Origin of the sequence: Shouchella phoenicis (assembly GCF_047238345.1) — a bacterium.
In the GTDB taxonomy this organism is placed as follows: Bacteria; Bacillota; Bacilli; order Bacillales; family Bacillaceae_D; genus Shouchella.
The window spans coordinates 120,065-138,429 of sequence record NZ_JBDFMQ010000002.1 but is presented as its reverse complement, the minus strand read 5'-3'; the positions used below and the strand labels follow the sequence as shown (position 1 = coordinate 138,429).

General features: G+C 41.6%; 18 protein-coding genes. 1 reads left to right on the top strand and 17 read right to left on the bottom strand.

The window, feature by feature from the left end; translation table 11 throughout:
- Positions 1 to 41 precede the first annotated feature (41 nt).
- The 11 genes from ABC361_RS21330 to ABC361_RS21280 all read right to left on the bottom strand — a co-directional run bounded on the left by ABC361_RS21330 (position 42) and on the right by ABC361_RS21280 (position 11,805).
- A complete protein-coding gene (locus tag ABC361_RS21330) occupies positions 42 to 236 on the bottom strand; it encodes a hypothetical protein (RefSeq protein WP_413075952.1) in 195 nt (64 codons plus the stop codon).
- A 910-nt stretch (positions 237 to 1,146) separates the two neighbouring features.
- Positions 1,147 to 2,157: a sugar kinase gene (locus ABC361_RS21325; protein WP_413075951.1), complete on the bottom strand. Its 1,011-nt coding sequence runs from the start codon at positions 2,155 to 2,157 to the stop codon at positions 1,147 to 1,149.
- Positions 2,154 to 2,801 carry a bifunctional 2-keto-4-hydroxyglutarate aldolase/2-keto-3-deoxy-6-phosphogluconate aldolase gene (locus ABC361_RS21320; protein ID WP_413075950.1) on the bottom strand — a complete coding sequence of 216 codons (648 nt, stop codon included), beginning with the start codon at positions 2,799 to 2,801 and terminating at the stop codon, positions 2,154 to 2,156. Before ABC361_RS21320 ends, ABC361_RS21325 begins: the two co-directional genes overlap by 4 nt.
- Positions 2,791 to 3,870, bottom strand: coding sequence for a Gfo/Idh/MocA family protein (locus ABC361_RS21315; RefSeq protein WP_413075993.1), 1,080 nt, complete (start codon positions 3,868 to 3,870; stop codon positions 2,791 to 2,793). The genes ABC361_RS21320 and ABC361_RS21315 overlap by 11 nt, the downstream gene beginning before the upstream one ends.
- A gap of 36 nt (positions 3,871 to 3,906) precedes the next feature.
- Positions 3,907 to 4,764, bottom strand: a complete 858-nt coding sequence (locus ABC361_RS21310; protein WP_413075949.1) for a sugar phosphate isomerase/epimerase family protein — start codon at positions 4,762 to 4,764, stop codon at positions 3,907 to 3,909.
- Complete coding sequence (locus ABC361_RS21305) at positions 4,761 to 5,774, bottom strand: Gfo/Idh/MocA family protein (RefSeq protein ID WP_413075948.1); 1,014 nt, start codon at positions 5,772 to 5,774, stop codon at positions 4,761 to 4,763. The genes ABC361_RS21310 and ABC361_RS21305 overlap by 4 nt, the downstream gene beginning before the upstream one ends.
- Positions 5,775 to 5,813: 39 nt before the next feature.
- Complete coding sequence (locus tag ABC361_RS21300; protein ID WP_413075947.1) at positions 5,814 to 6,968, bottom strand: Gfo/Idh/MocA family protein; 1,155 nt, start codon at positions 6,966 to 6,968, stop codon at positions 5,814 to 5,816.
- A 31-nt stretch (positions 6,969 to 6,999) separates the two neighbouring features.
- The gene (locus ABC361_RS21295; RefSeq protein ID WP_413075946.1) at positions 7,000 to 7,845 is read right to left on the bottom strand and encodes an SDR family oxidoreductase; all 846 of its coding nucleotides are present in this window, start codon (positions 7,843 to 7,845) and stop codon (positions 7,000 to 7,002) included.
- The gene (gene uxuA / locus ABC361_RS21290) at positions 7,842 to 8,885 is read right to left on the bottom strand and encodes a mannonate dehydratase (protein ID WP_413075945.1); all 1,044 of its coding nucleotides are present in this window, start codon (positions 8,883 to 8,885) and stop codon (positions 7,842 to 7,844) included. The genes ABC361_RS21295 and uxuA overlap by 4 nt, the downstream gene beginning before the upstream one ends.
- A gap of 21 nt (positions 8,886 to 8,906) precedes the next feature.
- A complete protein-coding gene (gene uxaC, locus ABC361_RS21285) occupies positions 8,907 to 10,301 on the bottom strand; it encodes a glucuronate isomerase (protein ID WP_413075992.1) in 1,395 nt (464 codons plus the stop codon).
- A gap of 19 nt (positions 10,302 to 10,320) precedes the next feature.
- Positions 10,321 to 11,805 carry an MFS transporter gene (locus tag ABC361_RS21280; protein ID WP_413075944.1) on the bottom strand — a complete coding sequence of 495 codons (1,485 nt, stop codon included), beginning with the start codon at positions 11,803 to 11,805 and terminating at the stop codon, positions 10,321 to 10,323.
- 290 nt (positions 11,806 to 12,095) lie between these two features.
- Here ABC361_RS21280 and ABC361_RS21275 point away from each other — a divergent pair, with 290 nt between their 5' ends.
- The gene (locus ABC361_RS21275) at positions 12,096 to 13,235 is read left to right on the top strand and encodes an ROK family transcriptional regulator (protein ID WP_413075943.1); all 1,140 of its coding nucleotides are present in this window, start codon (positions 12,096 to 12,098) and stop codon (positions 13,233 to 13,235) included.
- A gap of 343 nt (positions 13,236 to 13,578) precedes the next feature.
- Here the strand turns inward: ABC361_RS21275 and ABC361_RS21270 are convergent, their stop codons facing one another.
- From ABC361_RS21270 to ABC361_RS21245, 6 genes are all read right to left on the bottom strand, one after another.
- Positions 13,579 to 13,866, bottom strand: a complete 288-nt coding sequence (locus tag ABC361_RS21270; RefSeq protein ID WP_413075942.1) for a hypothetical protein — start codon at positions 13,864 to 13,866, stop codon at positions 13,579 to 13,581.
- A gap of 276 nt (positions 13,867 to 14,142) precedes the next feature.
- Positions 14,143 to 14,592 carry a hypothetical protein gene (locus ABC361_RS21265; RefSeq protein ID WP_413075941.1) on the bottom strand — a complete coding sequence of 150 codons (450 nt, stop codon included), beginning with the start codon at positions 14,590 to 14,592 and terminating at the stop codon, positions 14,143 to 14,145.
- Positions 14,576 to 15,382 carry a DUF3100 domain-containing protein gene (locus tag ABC361_RS21260; RefSeq protein WP_413075940.1) on the bottom strand — a complete coding sequence of 269 codons (807 nt, stop codon included), beginning with the start codon at positions 15,380 to 15,382 and terminating at the stop codon, positions 14,576 to 14,578. Before ABC361_RS21260 ends, ABC361_RS21265 begins: the two co-directional genes overlap by 17 nt.
- A gap of 10 nt (positions 15,383 to 15,392) precedes the next feature.
- Complete coding sequence (locus ABC361_RS21255) at positions 15,393 to 16,271, bottom strand: NAD(P)-dependent oxidoreductase (RefSeq protein WP_413075939.1); 879 nt, start codon at positions 16,269 to 16,271, stop codon at positions 15,393 to 15,395.
- A gap of 14 nt (positions 16,272 to 16,285) precedes the next feature.
- Complete coding sequence (locus tag ABC361_RS21250; RefSeq protein WP_413075938.1) at positions 16,286 to 17,737, bottom strand: aldehyde dehydrogenase family protein; 1,452 nt, start codon at positions 17,735 to 17,737, stop codon at positions 16,286 to 16,288.
- A gap of 135 nt (positions 17,738 to 17,872) precedes the next feature.
- A complete protein-coding gene (locus ABC361_RS21245; protein WP_413075937.1) occupies positions 17,873 to 18,268 on the bottom strand; it encodes a PucR family transcriptional regulator in 396 nt (131 codons plus the stop codon).
- Between the last annotated feature and the right edge of the window lie 97 nt (positions 18,269 to 18,365).

Sequence of the window (18,365 nt, the reverse complement as noted above, 5' to 3'; positions counted from 1 at the left end):
TTTGAGGAAGCTGTGGCTGATTCATGTAGCCTCAGTTGTCATTACAGGCCACTTCGCTTTTCTTTTCGTTTAAGCACAAAATTGTAATAAATAAGCATGAACACAGCACCACCAAGAAATGAGGAAATCACTCTTTGTACGGTGATTTGTGGGTTCTCTAAGAAAATTAAATCGAGCGCAACGAAACCTGCTGCTACTGCTATTCCTGATATCAAGACATAGACCCATTGTTTCATACAACCACCCTCTAGTAAGAAATTCCCCATACCATACCCTAGTGCCTAAATTGGTAAAATTATCTATTTGAAAGCAACTTTATTTTTTTACCCGCAATTTCTTTACAACAGTTCTGAACCATAATATACATACGAATTACGATAGAGGACAGCATTTTTTCTCTTTTGTGATTCAATCCCATATTTTCAATTAATACTTCTCGATTTTCCTTACCTGTTGAAGCACATAACCTAGCACTGTTGCTCTTTAAAAGCAATTGAACTGATACTATAATCCTCATTTGCAGTTTCATTCATGTTAAGAAGGTGGATTAGAGCATCTTTGGTGGGATGTTTTCGAATGCAACCCAAAGAATTTCCGTTTCTAATTGGTTCATTTGGAAATAGTTTCCGAATCGATCTTCCCAAAACCAAGCTTTTTTTAAAAAATCCCCCTGCTCCCATTCTTGCATTCAATTTGAAGTGTTCCGTTGTTTCGTATCGTTAATACAAATTGTTCCCCCTTATGATTAGTTATAGAGGCGGTACATCGTTTTTCCCCCGTTTTCCCGTCGACTTTTTTGTTGGAGTAAAATACCATATAAAGCTTCTCAGAGTCTTTAGACATTGGGCGCATCTTAGCTGTCATACGTTCTAAAGCATTTAATTCTAATATAAAATTTTCGTCTTGTTTATTTGAATTACACATAGCAACCTCTTTTACAATTTACTTAAAGATTTAATTTCATAAAGTCAAGATTGTGATATCGGATACGCACGACCCTGCGCTTGTTCTCTTTTTGTATCAACCTTTTTGACCAATAATTGAATGCCTAAGAAAGGTTATAGAAAAAAAGAATTCTCATGTGAGGGACATACATGAAAATTCTTAGTGGTGATTGTATGGTGTAATCAAACTTTTTTGTAAATCTTAGCGTTGAACCCCCACCTTGGAATGACTAAAAGCACGAATCTCCTCTTCGGTGAATACATTACAATCACCTGAAATGGTATGTTTTAAAACAGCATTCATCGTCGCAAACGATACGGTTTCTTTATTAGAAAACCCCTTTAACAAACCATGCATAATTCCAGATGAGAACGCGTCGCCAGAGCCAATTCGATCAATAATTTCAGTAATGGGATGAATTTCTGATTGCGTAAGCGTTCCGTTATGAAAAAGGTTTCCTTGTAAGAAGTGACATGATGATGTTTGAACATCACGGAATGTTGAAGCCATATAACTGATATTCGGAAAGGTCTCTTGGAGTTCGTCATAGTAAAAAGAGAGACGATCTGCTTTGTTTTCTGAAGTCTGTGGGCTCATTGAAAGAATGTGCAAGGCATCGAGCTCACCTAAAAAGGCGATGTTGACATAGGGAAGAATGGGCCGGATAGCACGAGCTGCATCTTGATGAGACCAGAGTGCGGGTCGATAGTTAAAATCAAAACTAACTTTAATACCTAACTTCCTTGCTTGAATAACTGCCTCATAAGTCATGTCTCGTAAACTCTGGGACAGCGCGAGAGTAATACCAGATACATGAAACAAATCGATGCCTCTTAATAACTCTTTAAAATCGACTTCGTCAGACATCAATTCTGAAAAGCTTGAACCCTTCCGATCATAAAGAACACGAGGATCTCTTTGGGCTGTTCCACTTTCTAAAAAATACATGCCTAATCGATTCCCTCCGTGTAAAAGACGATCACATTGGACATGATTGGCTTTTAAATGTTTTATCACACCTTGACCTAACGGGTGTTTGGGGACTTTACTAACAAAATAAGACACATGCCCTAAATGAGCTAACGAAATGGCCACGTTGGCTTCTGCACCACCGTAGTGCATATGTACATGACTCGCATCGGAGAGTCGTACCCCTTTCTCGGTTGTCATTCGTAACATGATTTCCCCAAAAGTAAGTATTTTTTTTGTCATCCTTCTCCCCTCACTTGTTTTACTTTAGTAGTATATTGGATAGCTAAACGAGTAATTTCTTCATAGTTGCCTTCTTCGGCCGGTGCAATGAGCTTGCCGCCAACGCCAACTGCACTTGCGCCGTTTTTTAGCCAATCGCCAATGTTATCGAGATGGATCCCACCTGTTGGGATAATTTTCACTTGAGGCAGCGGAGCTTTAACAGCCTTAATCATACTTGGTTGGTACAAGTCACTAGGAAATAATTTAATTGCTTCTACTCCACACTCTAACGCGGTTGTCATTTCCTTTATTGTCATACAACCCGGTATGTATGGTATGGTGTATAAATTACATAGTTTCGCAACCTCTTCGTTAAATTGAGGGCTCACAATAAACGTTGCTCCGGCTAAGATTGCAATACGTGCTGTAATAGCATCTAATACAGAGCCCGCACCAATGTGTATGTCCGCTTGATGCTGATACGTTTCAGCAAGCGCCTCAATCACTTGTGTTGCCCCTTTTATCGTAAAGGTCACTTCTATGGCATGAATGCCGCCTTTGATACAAGATTTAGCTATTTGTATAGCTTTGGTTTTTTCGTCCGCGCGAACGACTGCAACAATTCCGCAGTGCTCTATACTTGCAAGTTCGCTATTGCCCATAATTGTCTCCTTCACGATGAATAGTAATGGCTTGATCTTGTGCGATGAGGCAAAGTTCTGCTGCTTTAAACACATGCTCTTGCGTCATAGCATTTTCGGTGCGGTTTAGGCAGTCTTTAATAAGTTCGCCAAAAAAAGGATAACCGACTTGACCAGATAGTTCGTAGTGTATCTCTTTATCTTTTGTGACGAGGTACAAATGATCCCCAGACGTGTCTCTTGCAACATCAACATATTTTCGAAGTTCAATTGTGCCTTCTGTGCCAGTAATAAACGTTCGACCATCACCCCACGTACTAAGCCCATCTGGTGTAAACCAGTCGACTTTGAAGAAATGGGACGCGCCGTTATTGCCAATTAATGTCGCATCCCCATAATCTTCTAACTCAGGTGTGTTTGGGTTATTGAAATTGCCGACTTTACTATGAACAATAGTGGCATCGTAGCAAGAAGCGAATGTTAGGAATTGTTCAATTTGATGGCTGCCAATATCGCACAAAATGCCCCCATATGTTGCTTTTTTAAAAAACCAATCGGGACGGCTAGATGCATTTAATCGATGTGGCCCAAAGCCCGTTACTTGGATTACATCACCGATGACACCTTTCTTAATCAAATCACCAGCGAACACGGCGCTTTCGACATGAAGGCGTTCGCTAAAATACACCATGTATTTTTGGTTCGTTTCAAGAACAACACGCTTCGTCTCCACTAATTGATCAAGCGTCGTAAAGGGCGTCTTATCAGTAAAGTAATCCTTTCCCGCACGCATAACGGTGTGACCGAGTGCGCTCCTGTAAGAAGGAATGGCAGCAGCAGCTACGAGCTGAACGTCAGAGTCTTTTAAAATCTCTTCTAAAGATGAGGCAACGTTTGTTTCTGGAAAATTTTCAAGAAACGCTTCAATTTTTTCTTTATCGGGATCATATACCCATCGCAGTGTTGCGCCAGCCTCTACTAAACCGTTACACATGCCATTAATATGACCGTGGTCAAGTGCCGTAGCGGCAAAGATAAATTCGTTTTCATTAACAACAGGATTGGGTTTTCCTTTTGGCGCATAATTCATTCCGTCTGAACTCAATCGTATCCCCTCGTTTCTAGATTAAAGTAAGTGTGAGTAGCCAAGTGTTTTGATGGCCCGCATTGATCTTTCTAAGCAATCGAAAGGATCAGCACCATACGTGTCATCCTGTTCAATAAAGAAACGAACCGTGCCGTAGTTCAGCCCAGCATCTATCATAGATCCAATGTTTAGATTGCCTGCTCCTATTTCAGCAAATTCAATGAGATTCGTGAATTTGCTGAAAAATTGGGACATGTCTTGAAGATCATCTTTCGTTACTTGGAGTGGTGCAATGCGATAATCTTTAAGGTGTAAAAGGTCAATGCGTCCTTTATACTGCTCAATGACGTTTACTGGGTTCAGACCTGCACGTTGAATCCAATGTACATCGAGTTCAAAACCTAGTGTCTGAGTGTTGTTCTTCATTAAATCCAGCAGATACTCACCGTCATATTTTTGAAATTCAATATGATGGGTATGATAGTACAGTTTTATATTGTGTTCCTTCAGTCGATTTGCCATTGCTTCAGCACGGTCAATAAAGCCTAAAATCTCATCTTTACTCCCCATAATGGAGAATGGAAGCATACCAATACGAATGTAAGAAGCTTCTAAGGTTTTACAATCTTGCACGATTTTATTGAAATTGTCCCGAAGTGTTTCTGCGTCTGCCCCTGGAAACATTGGCTCAAGTGGTGCGGAAAGAGCAGAAATATCGATGGAAAACTCCTTGCTTGCGCGTCGAAGTTCCATTACGTTTTCTTTTGCCATTGGAATTTGTGAGACTTCGACCGATGAAAAGCCAAGGTCATGTAATCGTTTCATTGTTTCAAAGACCCCAATTTCGCTTACTTTCTCTTTTAACATCATCATTTGAACACCTACAGTTGCATTCATCTGTCTAACTCCTCCCAGAGTATGGCTTTCTTTTCTTTCGATGATCGCCAAATGGCATCGATCATCTTTAATGAAATCTGTGCATCACGTGCATGAACATAATCACTGCGGTTCGTTACTATGCACGCATAGAAGTCATGGATAAGGTTACGGTGACCGGTACCGTAATAAAACTTTGACCCTGATGCTAATTCATCTTTGGTGAGAAATTCTCGGTCCCCGTGCTCAATAACTCTCGACAATGTACCATCTTTAATGGTAAACGTGGCACGTTCTAAGTTCACCTCTAGTTCAACTGATGAATTCGAAGCATTTGCGTTCGTTGCAAAAAACAATCCCGTTGCACCATTTTTAAATTTGATGTGCGCATTGGCTGTATCTTCGATGTCATAGCCATATCCAAGCAAGCGGTTGGCGGTCCCAGTTAAACTTGAGATCGGCCCACCTATGAGTTGCATGAGATCGAGGGTATGTATGGCTTGATTAATCATCACCCCACCTCCTGCTTGTGCAAGCGTACTTCTCCACGGCTTGGTCTCGTAATAAGACCTTGGTCGATGCCAGGCAACGATTCCTTTAATACCTAAGAGGGCACCATATTGTGCATTTCTAAGGAGTTCTTGTAGCCTCGTAAAGGTACGATTGAATCGATTCTGAAAACAAATGGCAAGCTTTACGTCTGGGTACGTGTCTGCAGCCGCCATGAGGAGATGACCCTCATGATGATTTCGCGCGAGTGGTTTTTCTTGTAGTACGTGCACCCCTCTTGCCATACAAGCAGTGGTCACAGGTTCGTGTTCATGGTGAGGCAAGCATACATGCACCACATCAATCGCCTCATTATCAAGCATCTCGGTAAAATTTGTATAAAATGAGTAACGTGGATAAGCGTTGCTTAGACGCTCATCTTGATCACATAGTGCGACAAGGTTGGCGTCTTGATGTTCTTCAATGGCGTGCAAATGGATGGCAGAAATATCGCCCATACCAATGATTGCGACATTAATCATAGTGTTGTCCTCCAACTCTTTTATCAGAGATCGGCCATTTTAACGACTTACCTTCTGTTCGTTTTTTACTTGTTTTTGCAGTTCTTCATAGAATTCATCAGCATCAAGGGGCAATGTCACTTCTTTACCAAGCCAACTGGATAAATGAATGGCATTGGCGAGTTCAACACCAAAGATACCGTCACTTCCTGGCGCAAGAAGTGGTTCCCCGTCAACAATGTTACCTGCAAAATTCTCAAGTACAGCGATGTGTTGGGCTCCCCACACGCTCTCAAATTCAATGACTTCTTCATCATAAATCTTACCTTGCTGCCCGCCTGAAAAAATTTTCATCACATCACTCATATCCATTGAAGCACTCATCTCGGATTCGGGCTGTTTTAATCTTTTGATACGGAGTGTTTTGCTGTCATCAACAATGATTTTGCCCTTATCCCCATGAATTTCAAAACGGTCGGTCCCGAGTACATCATGTGTAGCGGTTATGAACACCCCGGTTGCGCCATTACCATAATCGAGCACAGCTGTTACTTCATCTTCTACCGCAATGTCTCGTTGGTAGCCGTATTTCACGTTGGAATACACTGATTTGGGCATACCTGCAATCCATTGTAGTAAATCGAGCTGATGTGGAGCTTGATTGACGAGAACACCTCCACCTTCGCCTCCCCACGTTGCGCGCCAAGCGCTTTGATCATAGTACCCCTGTGGGCGCCACCACGTTGTTATCATCCAATTTGTTCGGCGAATGGCGCCAATCTCTTCGTTTTCAATCACCTGCTTCACTTTTTGATAGAGCGGATTTGTTCGTTGATTGAACATAATCGCAAACGTTACGTCTTTTTTCGTTGCTGCCACATCATTTAATTCTCTTACTTGTCTGGAATACACGCCTGCTGGTTTTTCAATTAAGCAATGAATGTTGTGATTTAGGGCTTCAATTCCCATTTCAGGATGCAAGTAATGTGGTACACATGTGACAATGGCATCAACCATGTTGCTATCTAACATCGTCTGATAATGATCGAAAAAAGCTACATCGGGATAGGCATCATGTGCTGCTTTTTGCTTTTCTGGATCGATGTCACAAATCGCACCCAGTGTCATATTTTTCACTTTGCCCTCCGCAATAAAACGTGCGTATGCGCCTCCCTGGGCGCCAAATCCGATAATGCCAAGTCTTACGTTTGTCATAATCCATTCTCCTTCATTGTTTGGTAGGTGATTAAACACCGGAATAAGCGGAAAAGCCTCCGTCTACTGGTATGACAACCCCATTTATAAATCCTGATGCCTCGTGGCTTACAAGCCAGAGAAGTGTGCCAACCAATTCTTCAGGTTTTCCAAAGCGTCCAACTGGTGTGTTTCGTAAGATGTTATTTGCTCGTTCGGTATAGTCTCCTTTTTCTGTAAGCATCAGTGATTCATTTTGTGATGTGAGAAAAAATCCCGGAGAAATCGCATTTACCCGAATTCCAACATCAGCAAAATATACAGCTAACCATTCTGTAAAGTTACTTACCGCTGCCTTCGCTCCACTATAAGCAGGTATTTTGGTTAGTGGCCGATCGGCATTCATGGATGAAATGTTAATGATTGTTGCATCGGATTTTCCCACCATATCTTGTGCGAACACTTGAGTAGGTAGGAACACACCCATGAAGTTTAAATTAAACAAATGCTTAACCGAGTCTCCTTCTAAAGAGAAAAAGGATTTCTCGTCGGGCTCAGGGTGAACACTGAGTTTTTCATGAGACGTTGTGGCATTGGGATGATTTCCACCTGCACAGTTCAGTAAAATATCACATGTGCCAATGGTGTTTCGTATTGTATCGTATACCTTTTCGAGCGCTTGTTTATCTAAAACGTCCACGCTATAGCCGACAGCTTTTCCTCCTTCTTCCTTGATTGCTGTAACAATGTCAGAGATTTTCCCTTCATTTCTCGCCAGTACCACCACCGTCGCACCAGCTTTTGCAAGAGTGTGAGACATGACGCCACCGAGGACACCGCTCCCACCTGTGACAACGGCCACTTTACCTGTTAAATCTACTATAAATGGTAGTTTCATTGGCTTCCTCCTTTATGAACGGCATCTATAATCCCGTTTAAATACGCTGCACCTAATGCTCTATCAAAAAGACCATACCCTGGTCGACCTTCTTCTCCCCAAATCATTCGACCGTGATCTGGTCGAATAGGCCCTTTATATCCGTGGTGGATTAAGGTTTTCATAATTCCAGTCATATCAAGGGATCCGTCTCGTGCAAGGTGAGACGTTTCTTGAAAAGATTTTTCTCCTGTCCACCTTACATTTCGTGCATGGACAAAATGAATGCGTTCTTTCGCTATGTGTAAAATGTCTTGCAAATCGTTTTCCGGGTTTGCGCCATATGAGCCACTGCAAAAAGTAATGCCATTATGAAGACTATCAACCGCAGCCAACACTTGCTTTACTGCATGTGGGCCCGTTATAATTCGTGGCAATCCAAAGATTGACCACGGTGGATCATCCGGGTGAATGGCTAAGAAGACATTTTCTTCCTCTGCGACGGGGACGACTTGTTCTAAAAAGTAGACTAAATGCTGCATGAGCGTATCTTCGCTCATTTGTTGATATCGATCCATGATCCTTTTCAGCTCGACTGTTTGAAACGATAGGTCCCACCCAGGTAATGTAAGCTCACCGCTCAACGGATCCATCTCTTTAATCGTGTCTTCTTCATACGACAAAGAATGTGACCCATCTGGTAGGGGTGCATCAAGGCGTGTGCGTGTCCAGTCAAAAACAGGCATAAAGTTATAACAGATTGTCTGGATGGACGCTTTAGCTAAGTTTCGGATCGTCTGTTTGTAATTAGCAATATAATGATCACGGGTATCTAATCCAAGTTTTATATCTTCATGGACAGGGACGCTTTCAATTACGGAAATAATAAACCCGTGAGCTTCTACTTTTTCTTTTAGTGCCATGATCTTTTCAAATGGCCAAACGTCCCCAACTGGAATATCGTATATAGCTGTTACGATCCCTTCCATGCCAGGAATTTGGCGGATTTGTTCTAACGTGACAGGGTCACGATCTCCATACCAACGAAAACTCATTTGCATACGTATTCTCTCCTACTCGCTCTATAGATTAAAATAGTTTTTTGCATTGTAATAGCTAATGTTTTTCACATACGTCCCAAGTAAATCAAAGTCTTTTGGGGCTTTTCCTTCTTCCACCCACGTGCCAATAACATTGCATAAAATACGACGGAAATAATCATGACGCGGGAAGGAGAGGAAACTACGAGAGTCTGTTAACATGCCGATAAATGTACTAATGAGACCAACGTTAGCAAGCACTTTCATTTGATATTCCATCCCATCGATTTGATCGTTAAACCACCATGCTGTGCCAAACTGAACTTTCCCTCGTGTTTCATGAGAAGAAAAATTACCAGCCATTGTGGCCAACACATAGTAGTCTTTTGGGTTGACTGAATACAAAATGGTTTTTGGTAGCTCGTTCGTTTTTTCCAAACTATCTAGAAATTTAGATAGTGGTCGGGCAATTTCTTTATCCCCCATTGAATCAAATCCAGTATCAGGGCCAATAAGTTCAAACATCCGGGTGTTATTGTTTCGTAATGGACCAAGATGAAGTTGCATGGCCCATCCTTTGTCCGCATACATCGCCCCAAGAAACTTAAGTGTAGATGTTTTAAATTGGGCAATTTCTTTAGGTGTTAAACTTTTGCCATCTAAACGTTTGTTAAAGATGGCTTGAAGTTCTGCCTTTGTCGCTTCCTCATAAGTGATTACGGATAAACTATGATCGGAACTACGGCAACCACGTTGGTGGAAATAGTTTACACGTGTGTGTAAATTTTCTAAAAAATCATCATACGATTCAATGGTTCTTTCACATACTTGACTCAATGTCTTTAGCCATGGAATAAAGCTTTCCAATTCAATGTGGACCCCTTTATCTGGGCGAAAGGACGGTGCGACATTGAACGTCAGATTTTCCTGAGCCAGTTTTTCATGTGCTGTTAATGAGTCGGTGGGATCATCTGTTGTACCGACAAATTCCACGTTCTCTTTCGTTAAAATGGTGCGAACGGACAATTCACCCTTCTTAATTTTTTGATTGGCTTGTTCCCAAATCGCTGCGGCGCTCTTTTCGTTTAATAAGTCGTTAATATCGAAATAGCGTCGTAATTCCATGTGTGTCCAGTGATAGAGAGGGTTGCCAATTAGGTTCGGAACCGTTTGAGCCCAAGCAAGAAATTTGTCATAGTCAGCGGCATCGCCTGTGATTCGTGATTCATTGATGCCGTTTGCTCTCATCGCTCGCCATTTATAGTGATCGCCGGAAAGCCAAAGGTCTGCAAGGGAAGCTTTTTTATCCGTTAAAATATCTTCAGGATTTAAATGGTTATGGTAATCAATAATCGGAAGTTCTTCTGAATAATTAAAGAATAGCGTCTGTGCCGTTTTGTTGGAAAGTAGAAAATTTTCGGTTATAAATGTCAAGATGGTCCCCTCCTATATTTACTTAAAACACGTTCTTCTCTTTATCAGGTGAATGATTGGTTTGCTTCATTGCTAAAATACCAGCCTGAACCTCCTCCATCTTCTTTTTATCCAATGGGTAAAATTTCATGGCAATTAGTGTGACGATAAATCCAAGCATAGGGATGACAAAAGCTAGTACAACCGTTGTATAAAAAAGCGCGTCCGTTAACGTGTCGTTGACCGTTGGAAATTCATCACTAAATCCTATAAGGGAAACCGTTATCCCAACAATAAGAGCGGGTAAAGACGTAATGAGCTTGTCGATAAAGGAAAAGATGGTTCCCATCATGCCAGGTATGTATCGCCCGGTTCTAAAGGTTTCATAATCTGATACGTCAGCAATCATAGGGTTTACTAAAGCAGATGAGTTTCCTCCAAACCCCAGTAAAATGGTATAAAAGACGATAAATAAAATCATGGGTATGCCAATATTCTCAAAAGATAGCATTGTCGGGTCCTCAATAAGTAGAAAGAGGCCAACAAGCGAGATGGCTGCACTTAGCCCTGCCCATGTACTCATAACCAGTGCCTTCTTTAATCCCCATTTTGTAGCAAAAGCGACTGTAATAATCGTAATGACGACATTTGGAATTGTCACGATAGCGCTTACAACACCGCTGATTGCAAAGTCACCCATGACAATGCCAAAGAGCATAACAACAACCACTTGGTAACGAAGAATTGAAAATGCTAACTTATCGGTTGCGACTGAAATAATTAGCATTAGAAAGCCTTTATTTGATTTTAAAATCGGCCAATAATCTTTAAATCGTGTCTCTACGGTATTATCCGCTAAGCCGTAATACTCCTTCTTATCTTTTGGTGTGATGCCAATTACAGCAAGAATGGTGAAGATGGCTGATACAATAACTGCAATCGTGTTTAACTCGGTAAATAAGCCAATGGTAAAATCCCCATGCTTTTGCATTAAATAACTTGCTACATACAATTGACCAAGACCAAACAATAATGCGGTGACAATCCCATCGAACATAGCAAACAATGGTCGTTGTTTTGGGTTATTAGTCAAAACGGTTTGGCCCGCTTTCGTAACGGATGTTTGTAACGTGTACCCTAAGATGTAAAGAATGTAACAGCCAATAAACACAATCAGTGTATAGGAAGACGGGACGATATGCGTCAAACTATACATCAATAGAATACTTGTTGCGAGCGTAACATTTCCAATAACCATAAACGGTCGAAACTTTCCAAATCTCGTTTCCAATTTATCTAGTATAAAACCGGCAATTGGATCAGTGAATCCGTCAAAAATTCGTGATCCAGTAATAACTGTACTCGTGACAACAACCGTCAGTCCAGCAATGCCAGCCGCATAATACGCAACAAAGCCTAAGATAAATAAATAAATATTTGTTGCTGAATTATTTAGAGCAAACAAGCCAATCCGCCAAAGCTTGGATTCATGGTAATAGGATGGCTGATCCCCTATCGCTTTTGTCATAAACTCACCCCTTAAAGTATGCGCTTTCATAAATGTTTAAGGTATTAGGACTTCGAAGATTGTGCACGATCTCCTTAGTCACATCCTCTTCTTACGCCACTTATTAGATCAAAATCTACATGAGAGCTTACATGGACATCTAATTAGTTGGTTTACTAAACAAACTAATTAGCCTTACTATAAAAGAGTTTGATTTGTTTGTCAATAATCAAATCAGAAGGAATCTACTTACAAAACAAAATTTTTACTATATGATATTTCTATGACCGTAAGAGAATAGGAGGTTTATTTTGGTTACAGGTGATGCAACATACTTAAAAAAAGTGAACCGAGATAGAATTCTGCATACAATCTTGACAAACGAAAAAATCTCTAGAGCTGAAATTAGTAAGCTAACAAAATTAAACAAAGCGACCGTTTCGTCACAAGTTGCGGAACTGCTTGAAAAAAAATTGGTAGTGGAATCAAGTCAAGATCATTTTAAAGTCGGGCGGAAGCCTATCATGGTGTCCATCAATCGTAAAGCTGGCTACGTACTAGGTATTGATGTGGACCAGGATTCCATGATTACGACTCTCGCAGATGCGCTTGGGGAACCGCTAGAGACTTCCATTAAACCTTTATCAACAACTAATTACGTGGATGTTGTCAAAGAACTTGCTACTCTGATCAATGCCTACGATTTAAAGTGCACGGATCAACCGTATGGGTTGACCAGTGTTGTCATTGCTATACACGGAAGTGTACGTACTGATGAAGTCGTGACGTTTGTGCCCCAATTCGAGTGGTCTCATAAGCCATTAAAACAAGACTTAACGCAGCTCGTAGCTGTTGACATTACGATTGAAAACAATGCTAATTTGTGTGCAATTGCGGAACATTTGCATAGTCATCCTTACACAAATCATCTACTTACGATTACCATGCAATCAGGAATTGGTCTAGGAATGATGATGGAAGGGAATCTAATTAAAGGGCACCACGGGTATGCTGGTGAAATTGGTCATATGATCCTTTATCCAAATGGTGAGCCATGTAAATGTGGCAATAAAGGTTGTTTTGAGCTTTATGCATCAGAACGGCATTTTTTAGAAAAGCTCGGTAATGGTCAAAAGATGCCAATAGAAACCTTTGTCCAACGGTTACATTCATCAGGCATTTCGCAGGAAGTTGAGGATTTTCTAACTGATATAGCTGCAGGTCTAAACAATGTTATTAATTTTTACAATCCAGAAATTGTTGTGATTAATAGCGATCTACTGTCTAATATCCCTGATGCAGTGGACCGTATTTCAGACAAATTGACGTCAACTATGATTGATTATAAATCGCTAGTCATCTCTTCTCTTGGCATAAAAGCATCCGTGTATGGCGCTTGTGCACTAGCAAGTCGACGCTTTTTAGGCTTGTCCTTTCATCAAGACGCATAGAGGAAACGTGAAAAACACGAGTTATTGATTTGCTCGTGTTTTTTTATTAAGTAATTTTAAAGTACCACTGAAGTGCGAGTAGGGATTGCACCTACTTTTCTTCGTGATATGTATTCGTATGGATCTATTGTTGTACAATGTTTAACCGTGGATCGGTGTTTAATACATTTGAATCTAATGGATGAACTTGTGAAGATTCTAATTAAACGATTGATTAAACTCCCTGTGTGTGGATGCAGCTGTGAATGAAGAATTTGGTTAAGGTATATAGTTATTGAGCGTTCATTTCATTAATTTCAATTCAAGAGGGATATTGCCATCCATTTTTTTCATTGTTTACCTCCTAATTAACCCCAAGCGGTTGAAAGCCTTTTGTTTTTAGAAATTTCCATTTTGGCTCAAACCCCTCAATAGCTGCAACTGGCTCTAACATATCAAAATTAAGCTTCTCAACTTGTTCTTTTGTGCTCTTGATTTCAATTAACTGAAATTCCTTATGTTGACCATCTGTAGGGTCTACTTTTTCTTCAATTACATGTGAAGATATTATATTAACAGCAGGCAACATGGAGAAACAATCTTTAATGAGTTTTAATATCACTGAACAAACAAAAAAATCATGTAAAAACATCCCCTTCTATTAAAAATGTTCTCTATAACTTAGAGACAATTGAAACAACAAATCAATAATTTCACTGACCGTAATTATTTTTAAAAAAGCCATCCCAAGAGCACCCAATGACACATTTTTAACCTTACCAATAAAAATGCTTACACATTAGCTTTTTTTGAGAAAATGGCTTAAACAACAAATTAAAATCAGTGCATTAGAAATGGGCTAAGTGGAACAAAAAAAGCTCGTTTACACGGTATCTGTGTAAACAAGCTTAAATTTCGAGAAAACCCACTAGATAATTCCTTGAAGGGTTAAGACGATCTGAGCAATCAAAGCCGAACCAAGTAACGTTCCAAATAAGACACATGTTGATACCACCATCGCCCGCCAGCCCATTGAGACAAAATCGGTCCATGACCTTCCGATCGCAATTCCCGCATATGCTAAAATAGGAGTCGCAATGGCTAGTAAATTAATTTCATTCGTAAATGCAATCACACTCGGACCCCAAGGCGTTTGAGGAAGAGAGGCCACAATGCCAATCGCAATGACATAGACAACACTTGGAATATTGATGGGAATAAGCTTGCTTAACATTTGGCCAAGTCCTGCGATGAGAATCAAAATGACCATACCGGCTAAAGAGGTCCACGATAGCTGTCTATCCCCGACCCAATTCCCTATGTACGCAACGATTCCCACGACGAAGATTAAGAGAAAGTACTCATGCAGATTTTTCATTCTTCTTTTCCTCCCCTCCTTTCCACTTTCGAAAGAGCACATAGAGCTTTTCCGTCATTGGTAGCGCAATAAAGATGCTAACGAAAAGACCAGTAGAATACGTTAACAGGTTACTGGCTCCTGCAAAGGCAACAATTTGAGGTTCCAACTCCGGATATAAGGCCACAAGGGACCCGACCGCGGCCGCCATCATACTGCCACTCCCCACACCTGCGGCCATAGCTAAACTAAGGGGATGAATGGGTGTAAAAGAAGCAAGGAACCCGGCCATTAAGCCATAAAACATGGCACCAAAAACCGTCCCAAAGATGTAAACCGTGGTAACGCCTTTGCCTTCTGGCGACTCAAACCCGTATTTGTCATAGATCAAGCCTAAATTCGGTTCACGTCCAACGGAATGGGTCATCCCAATGGCTTCGCGCTTCATGTTAAGTAGCAGCACCGCAATCGGTAGCGCAATAAAGATGGTTCCGAAGTTACCGATTTCTTGTAATAGCAAAGCGGGACCAGCAGCAATTAAGTCTGCTAGTCCAGGACCGATGGTGACACCGATCTTTGCGATTAGAAGCGTGACGCTAAGCGTGATAATCGGTTCAGCATGTTTCGACTGTTTCTCGGTCACAAGCGGGCTAAAATACACGAGTAACCCAAAAATAATTGCAAATAACATCGGGAGTAGCATGATGACCCCTGGTCCAATCGGGATTTGTACGGTGCCAATGGCTTCTGTGATAATGACGATGGCTAACACAAAAACATGTAACCGCCAATCTTTAATTAAATGCATCATATTATCGCCCCTACCTCTCTACATGGTTTTCAATCATTGCGTAGACCGCTGTAGAATCCATCTTCGCTTTTTTTTGCTGAAGGGCCATCCGATAAAGTTGTGTCACAATTGATGACACCGGTTGAGGTGTGTGTGATTGATTAGATAATTTCATGAACAGTTCCAGGTCCTTGGCCATATGTGCTAAGGAAAACAAGATATTATCAAAGGATTGTGCTTTTAAGTTCGCACCAAACACTTCCATGGCCCGTGTATGCCCAGAGCTTGCTTCCAAAATAGAAAACAACGTATCCGCATCGACGCCTTGTTCTTCCGCTATAACCATCGTTTCACTTAGCAAGCTAATGACGCCCGCAACAATCATGTTGTTACAAAGCTTGACGGTTTGCCCCGCACCGGAGGAACCGATGTACCGAATGGTGCTGCCCACCACTTCGAGGTAAGGCAAAGCAGCAAGGTATGCTTCTTTTTCACCGCCGACCATGATGGTAAGTGTCCCGGCATCGGCACCAGCTGGACCGCCGCTAACGGGACAATCAAGGAAATGAACCCCGTAAGTCTGTGCTTCTTTTTGTAAACGCTTAGTCGTTTCCGTATCCGTCGTGCCCACATCAAACACCAGTGTACCTGGGTTTAATGACGCAAATAAGCCATTTTCGCCACTTAAAACGTTGCCCAGGATGCTCGGTGTTGGGAGCGATAGAAAGATAGCTTCCATGTTCTCCGTGCATTCGCCAAAATCAGGCACAAACTGTGCACCTAGTGCTTCTAACGCTTTTTGATTGCGACATTCTGGGTCACGAATGAAAACGCGATAGCTATTACTTAGAAGATTCCGTGCTATCCCGGCACCCATTACCCCGCACCCGATCAATCCAATTGTCTTCATGAGAGGCCTCCTTGTTACGGTTTTAGGTAGACTGCTTTTGTATCTAACCAAAAATCAAGTGCCGTACTTCCTTGTTCACGTAAACCAATGCTTGAGTTTTTCTTCCCGCCAAATGGCAGTTGATTTTCGTAATAATTTGAAGGAATATTCACGTGAACGACGCCGACTTGAATTCGTTTGATAAAATCTTGCGCTTTGGCTAAATCGTTAGTGTAAATGGATGAGGATAAGCCTAGCGTTGAATCATTGGCTAGCTCAATCGCCTCTTCATAAGAGTCAACGATCATAACCGCTACAACCGGAGCGAAGATCTCTTCTTGTGCAATGGCCATGTCCCTTGTGACGTGACTGACAATTGTCGGTGCAACAAAGTACCCTTTCGCGAGTCCATTTTCACTTAACTGTTTGCCCCCGCATTCAATCCGAGCGCCTGCATCTTTCGCGCTTTGAATGTAATGAAGATACGTTTGAAGTTGTTTTTCATTCGCGATGGCCCCGTTATCAATATCTTCTTCTTGGCCATACCCTACTCGAATGGCTTGAGCTGCTTCAATGAGTTTTTCGAGCACGAGGTCAGCTTGTTCTTTTAACACAATCACTCGACTGGTTCCTGTACAACTTTGTCCGTTGTTGTACATGCCGCTAACCATAATCCCTTGTATCGCAGCTTCAAGGTCGGCATCTTCTAACAAGATGGTTGCGTTTTTTCCACCCAGTTCAGCTTGCATCTTGCCACCGCGGTTGGAAACGGCTTGTCCTAGCTTTAGACCTACTTCAGTCGACCCTGTAAACGATATTGCTTTTAAGGTAGGGTTCTCTCCCATCTCTTTGCCCACAACGCTGCCATCACCAAAGACAAGGTTGAGCACACCTGGCGGCATGCCTGCACGTTCAAATAGGTCAACCAAATTCGCCGCAATACAAGCGGTATCATTTGGTGGCTTATAAACGACAGTATTGCCTGCAAGCATAGCGGGGGCAATCTTATACACGCCGATGCCTAAAGGGAAGTTAAAAGGTGTGATGACGCCTACCGCACCTAAAGGTTCTTTTACGGTATAGGCCAAATACGATGGGTTAATCGACGGGAGCGTTTCGCCTGCTAAGCGATTTGCTGCGCCACTAAAATGTTTTAACGCCTGAATCGTTGCATCGACTTCTTTTTCACCTGCAGATAGTGTCTTTCCGACTTCTCTTGAAATTAGCTGTGCGAGAACCGATTTCTCGTCTTCCATCAATCGAATCAGGTTATAGAGAACATCAGCACGTTGAATCGCCGTTACGTCCCGCCATGCTGGGTAAGCCTCTTCGGCGATTTGAATAGCTTTTCGTGTATCCGCGACGGTTGATTCAGGGAAATGGCCAAGGATGTCATCCGTATTGCCAGGGTTAATGCTTGTAAACGTTTGACTGCTTTCTGAGGGTGTCCATTGTCCGCCTATATAATTTTGATACGTCTTTGTCATCCGCTCTACACCTTTCTGTTTAAAGTATACTTATCGTAATATTCGAACGATATGAGGTGAATAGGGACAAAGACAATATTCAGGTGTCTTTTATGTGGACGCCCACATTGCGTTCACGACTTAGGTGAGTGTGTGTTAGTTAGGAATATCAAGTTTATAAAACGAAACCGCGATCATGAGGTTTAGCCAATCTTCTTCCTGGTCGATGCATTTACTTGTCTCGTCTTCCACTTTTTTAAGCCGTTGGTATAACGTATTAGGGTGAATGTACAATGCACGAGCCGTTTCTTTACGGTTTCGACTGTGTGCGATAAAAGCGATTAAAGTGTTCATGAGATACGGATAATCGGGTAATGTTTGTAAATGGTCTTTGATAAATGCGTCTCTGTGCGACGAATTGATACTCGGTAAAAGTCGCTCGAAACCTAGTTTCGAATAGGATTGAATCTGCCCTTCCTTGGCGACATGCCATGTGTTCGACGCGTCTTGAAATAAAAGGTGGAAATGCGATAGATCATCCGTCTGACTCAAGCCGATTTTGCTTTCGCTAGTCAGTAAAAGTGTTGAAAGTAATTGGGTCGTGACGCGCGCATGCTCTTGATCTTCTAAATAAAGAACCCATTTTTGT

Bases quoted from the DNA above. Each gene is read 5' to 3' on its own strand.
- ABC361_RS21330 (WP_413075952.1), bottom strand. From the start codon at position 236: ATGAAACAATGGGTCTATGTCTTGATATCAGGAATAGCAGTAGCAGCA.
- ABC361_RS21325 (WP_413075951.1), bottom strand. From the start codon at position 2,157: ATGACAAAAAAAATACTTACTTTTGGGGAAATCATGTTACGAATGACA.
- ABC361_RS21320 (WP_413075950.1), bottom strand. From the start codon at position 2,801: ATGGGCAATAGCGAACTTGCAAGTATAGAGCACTGCGGAATTGTTGCA.
- ABC361_RS21315 (WP_413075993.1), bottom strand. From the start codon at position 3,870: ATGAATTATGCGCCAAAAGGAAAACCCAATCCTGTTGTTAATGAAAAC.
- ABC361_RS21310 (WP_413075949.1), bottom strand. From the start codon at position 4,764: ATGAATGCAACTGTAGGTGTTCAAATGATGATGTTAAAAGAGAAAGTA.
- ABC361_RS21305 (WP_413075948.1), bottom strand. From the start codon at position 5,774: ATGATTAATGTCGCAATCATTGGTATGGGCGATATTTCTGCCATCCAT.
- ABC361_RS21300 (WP_413075947.1), bottom strand. From the start codon at position 6,968: ATGACAAACGTAAGACTTGGCATTATCGGATTTGGCGCCCAGGGAGGC.
- ABC361_RS21295 (WP_413075946.1), bottom strand. From the start codon at position 7,845: ATGAAACTACCATTTATAGTAGATTTAACAGGTAAAGTGGCCGTTGTC.
- uxuA (WP_413075945.1), bottom strand. From the start codon at position 8,885: ATGCAAATGAGTTTTCGTTGGTATGGAGATCGTGACCCTGTCACGTTA.
- ABC361_RS21280 (WP_413075944.1), bottom strand. From the start codon at position 11,805: ATGACAAAAGCGATAGGGGATCAGCCATCCTATTACCATGAATCCAAG.
- ABC361_RS21270 (WP_413075942.1), bottom strand. From the start codon at position 13,866: ATGTTTTTACATGATTTTTTTGTTTGTTCAGTGATATTAAAACTCATT.
- ABC361_RS21265 (WP_413075941.1), bottom strand. From the start codon at position 14,592: ATGAAAAATCTGCATGAGTACTTTCTCTTAATCTTCGTCGTGGGAATC.
- ABC361_RS21260 (WP_413075940.1), bottom strand. From the start codon at position 15,382: ATGATGCATTTAATTAAAGATTGGCGGTTACATGTTTTTGTGTTAGCC.
- ABC361_RS21255 (WP_413075939.1), bottom strand. From the start codon at position 16,271: ATGAAGACAATTGGATTGATCGGGTGCGGGGTAATGGGTGCCGGGATA.
- ABC361_RS21250 (WP_413075938.1), bottom strand. From the start codon at position 17,737: ATGACAAAGACGTATCAAAATTATATAGGCGGACAATGGACACCCTCA.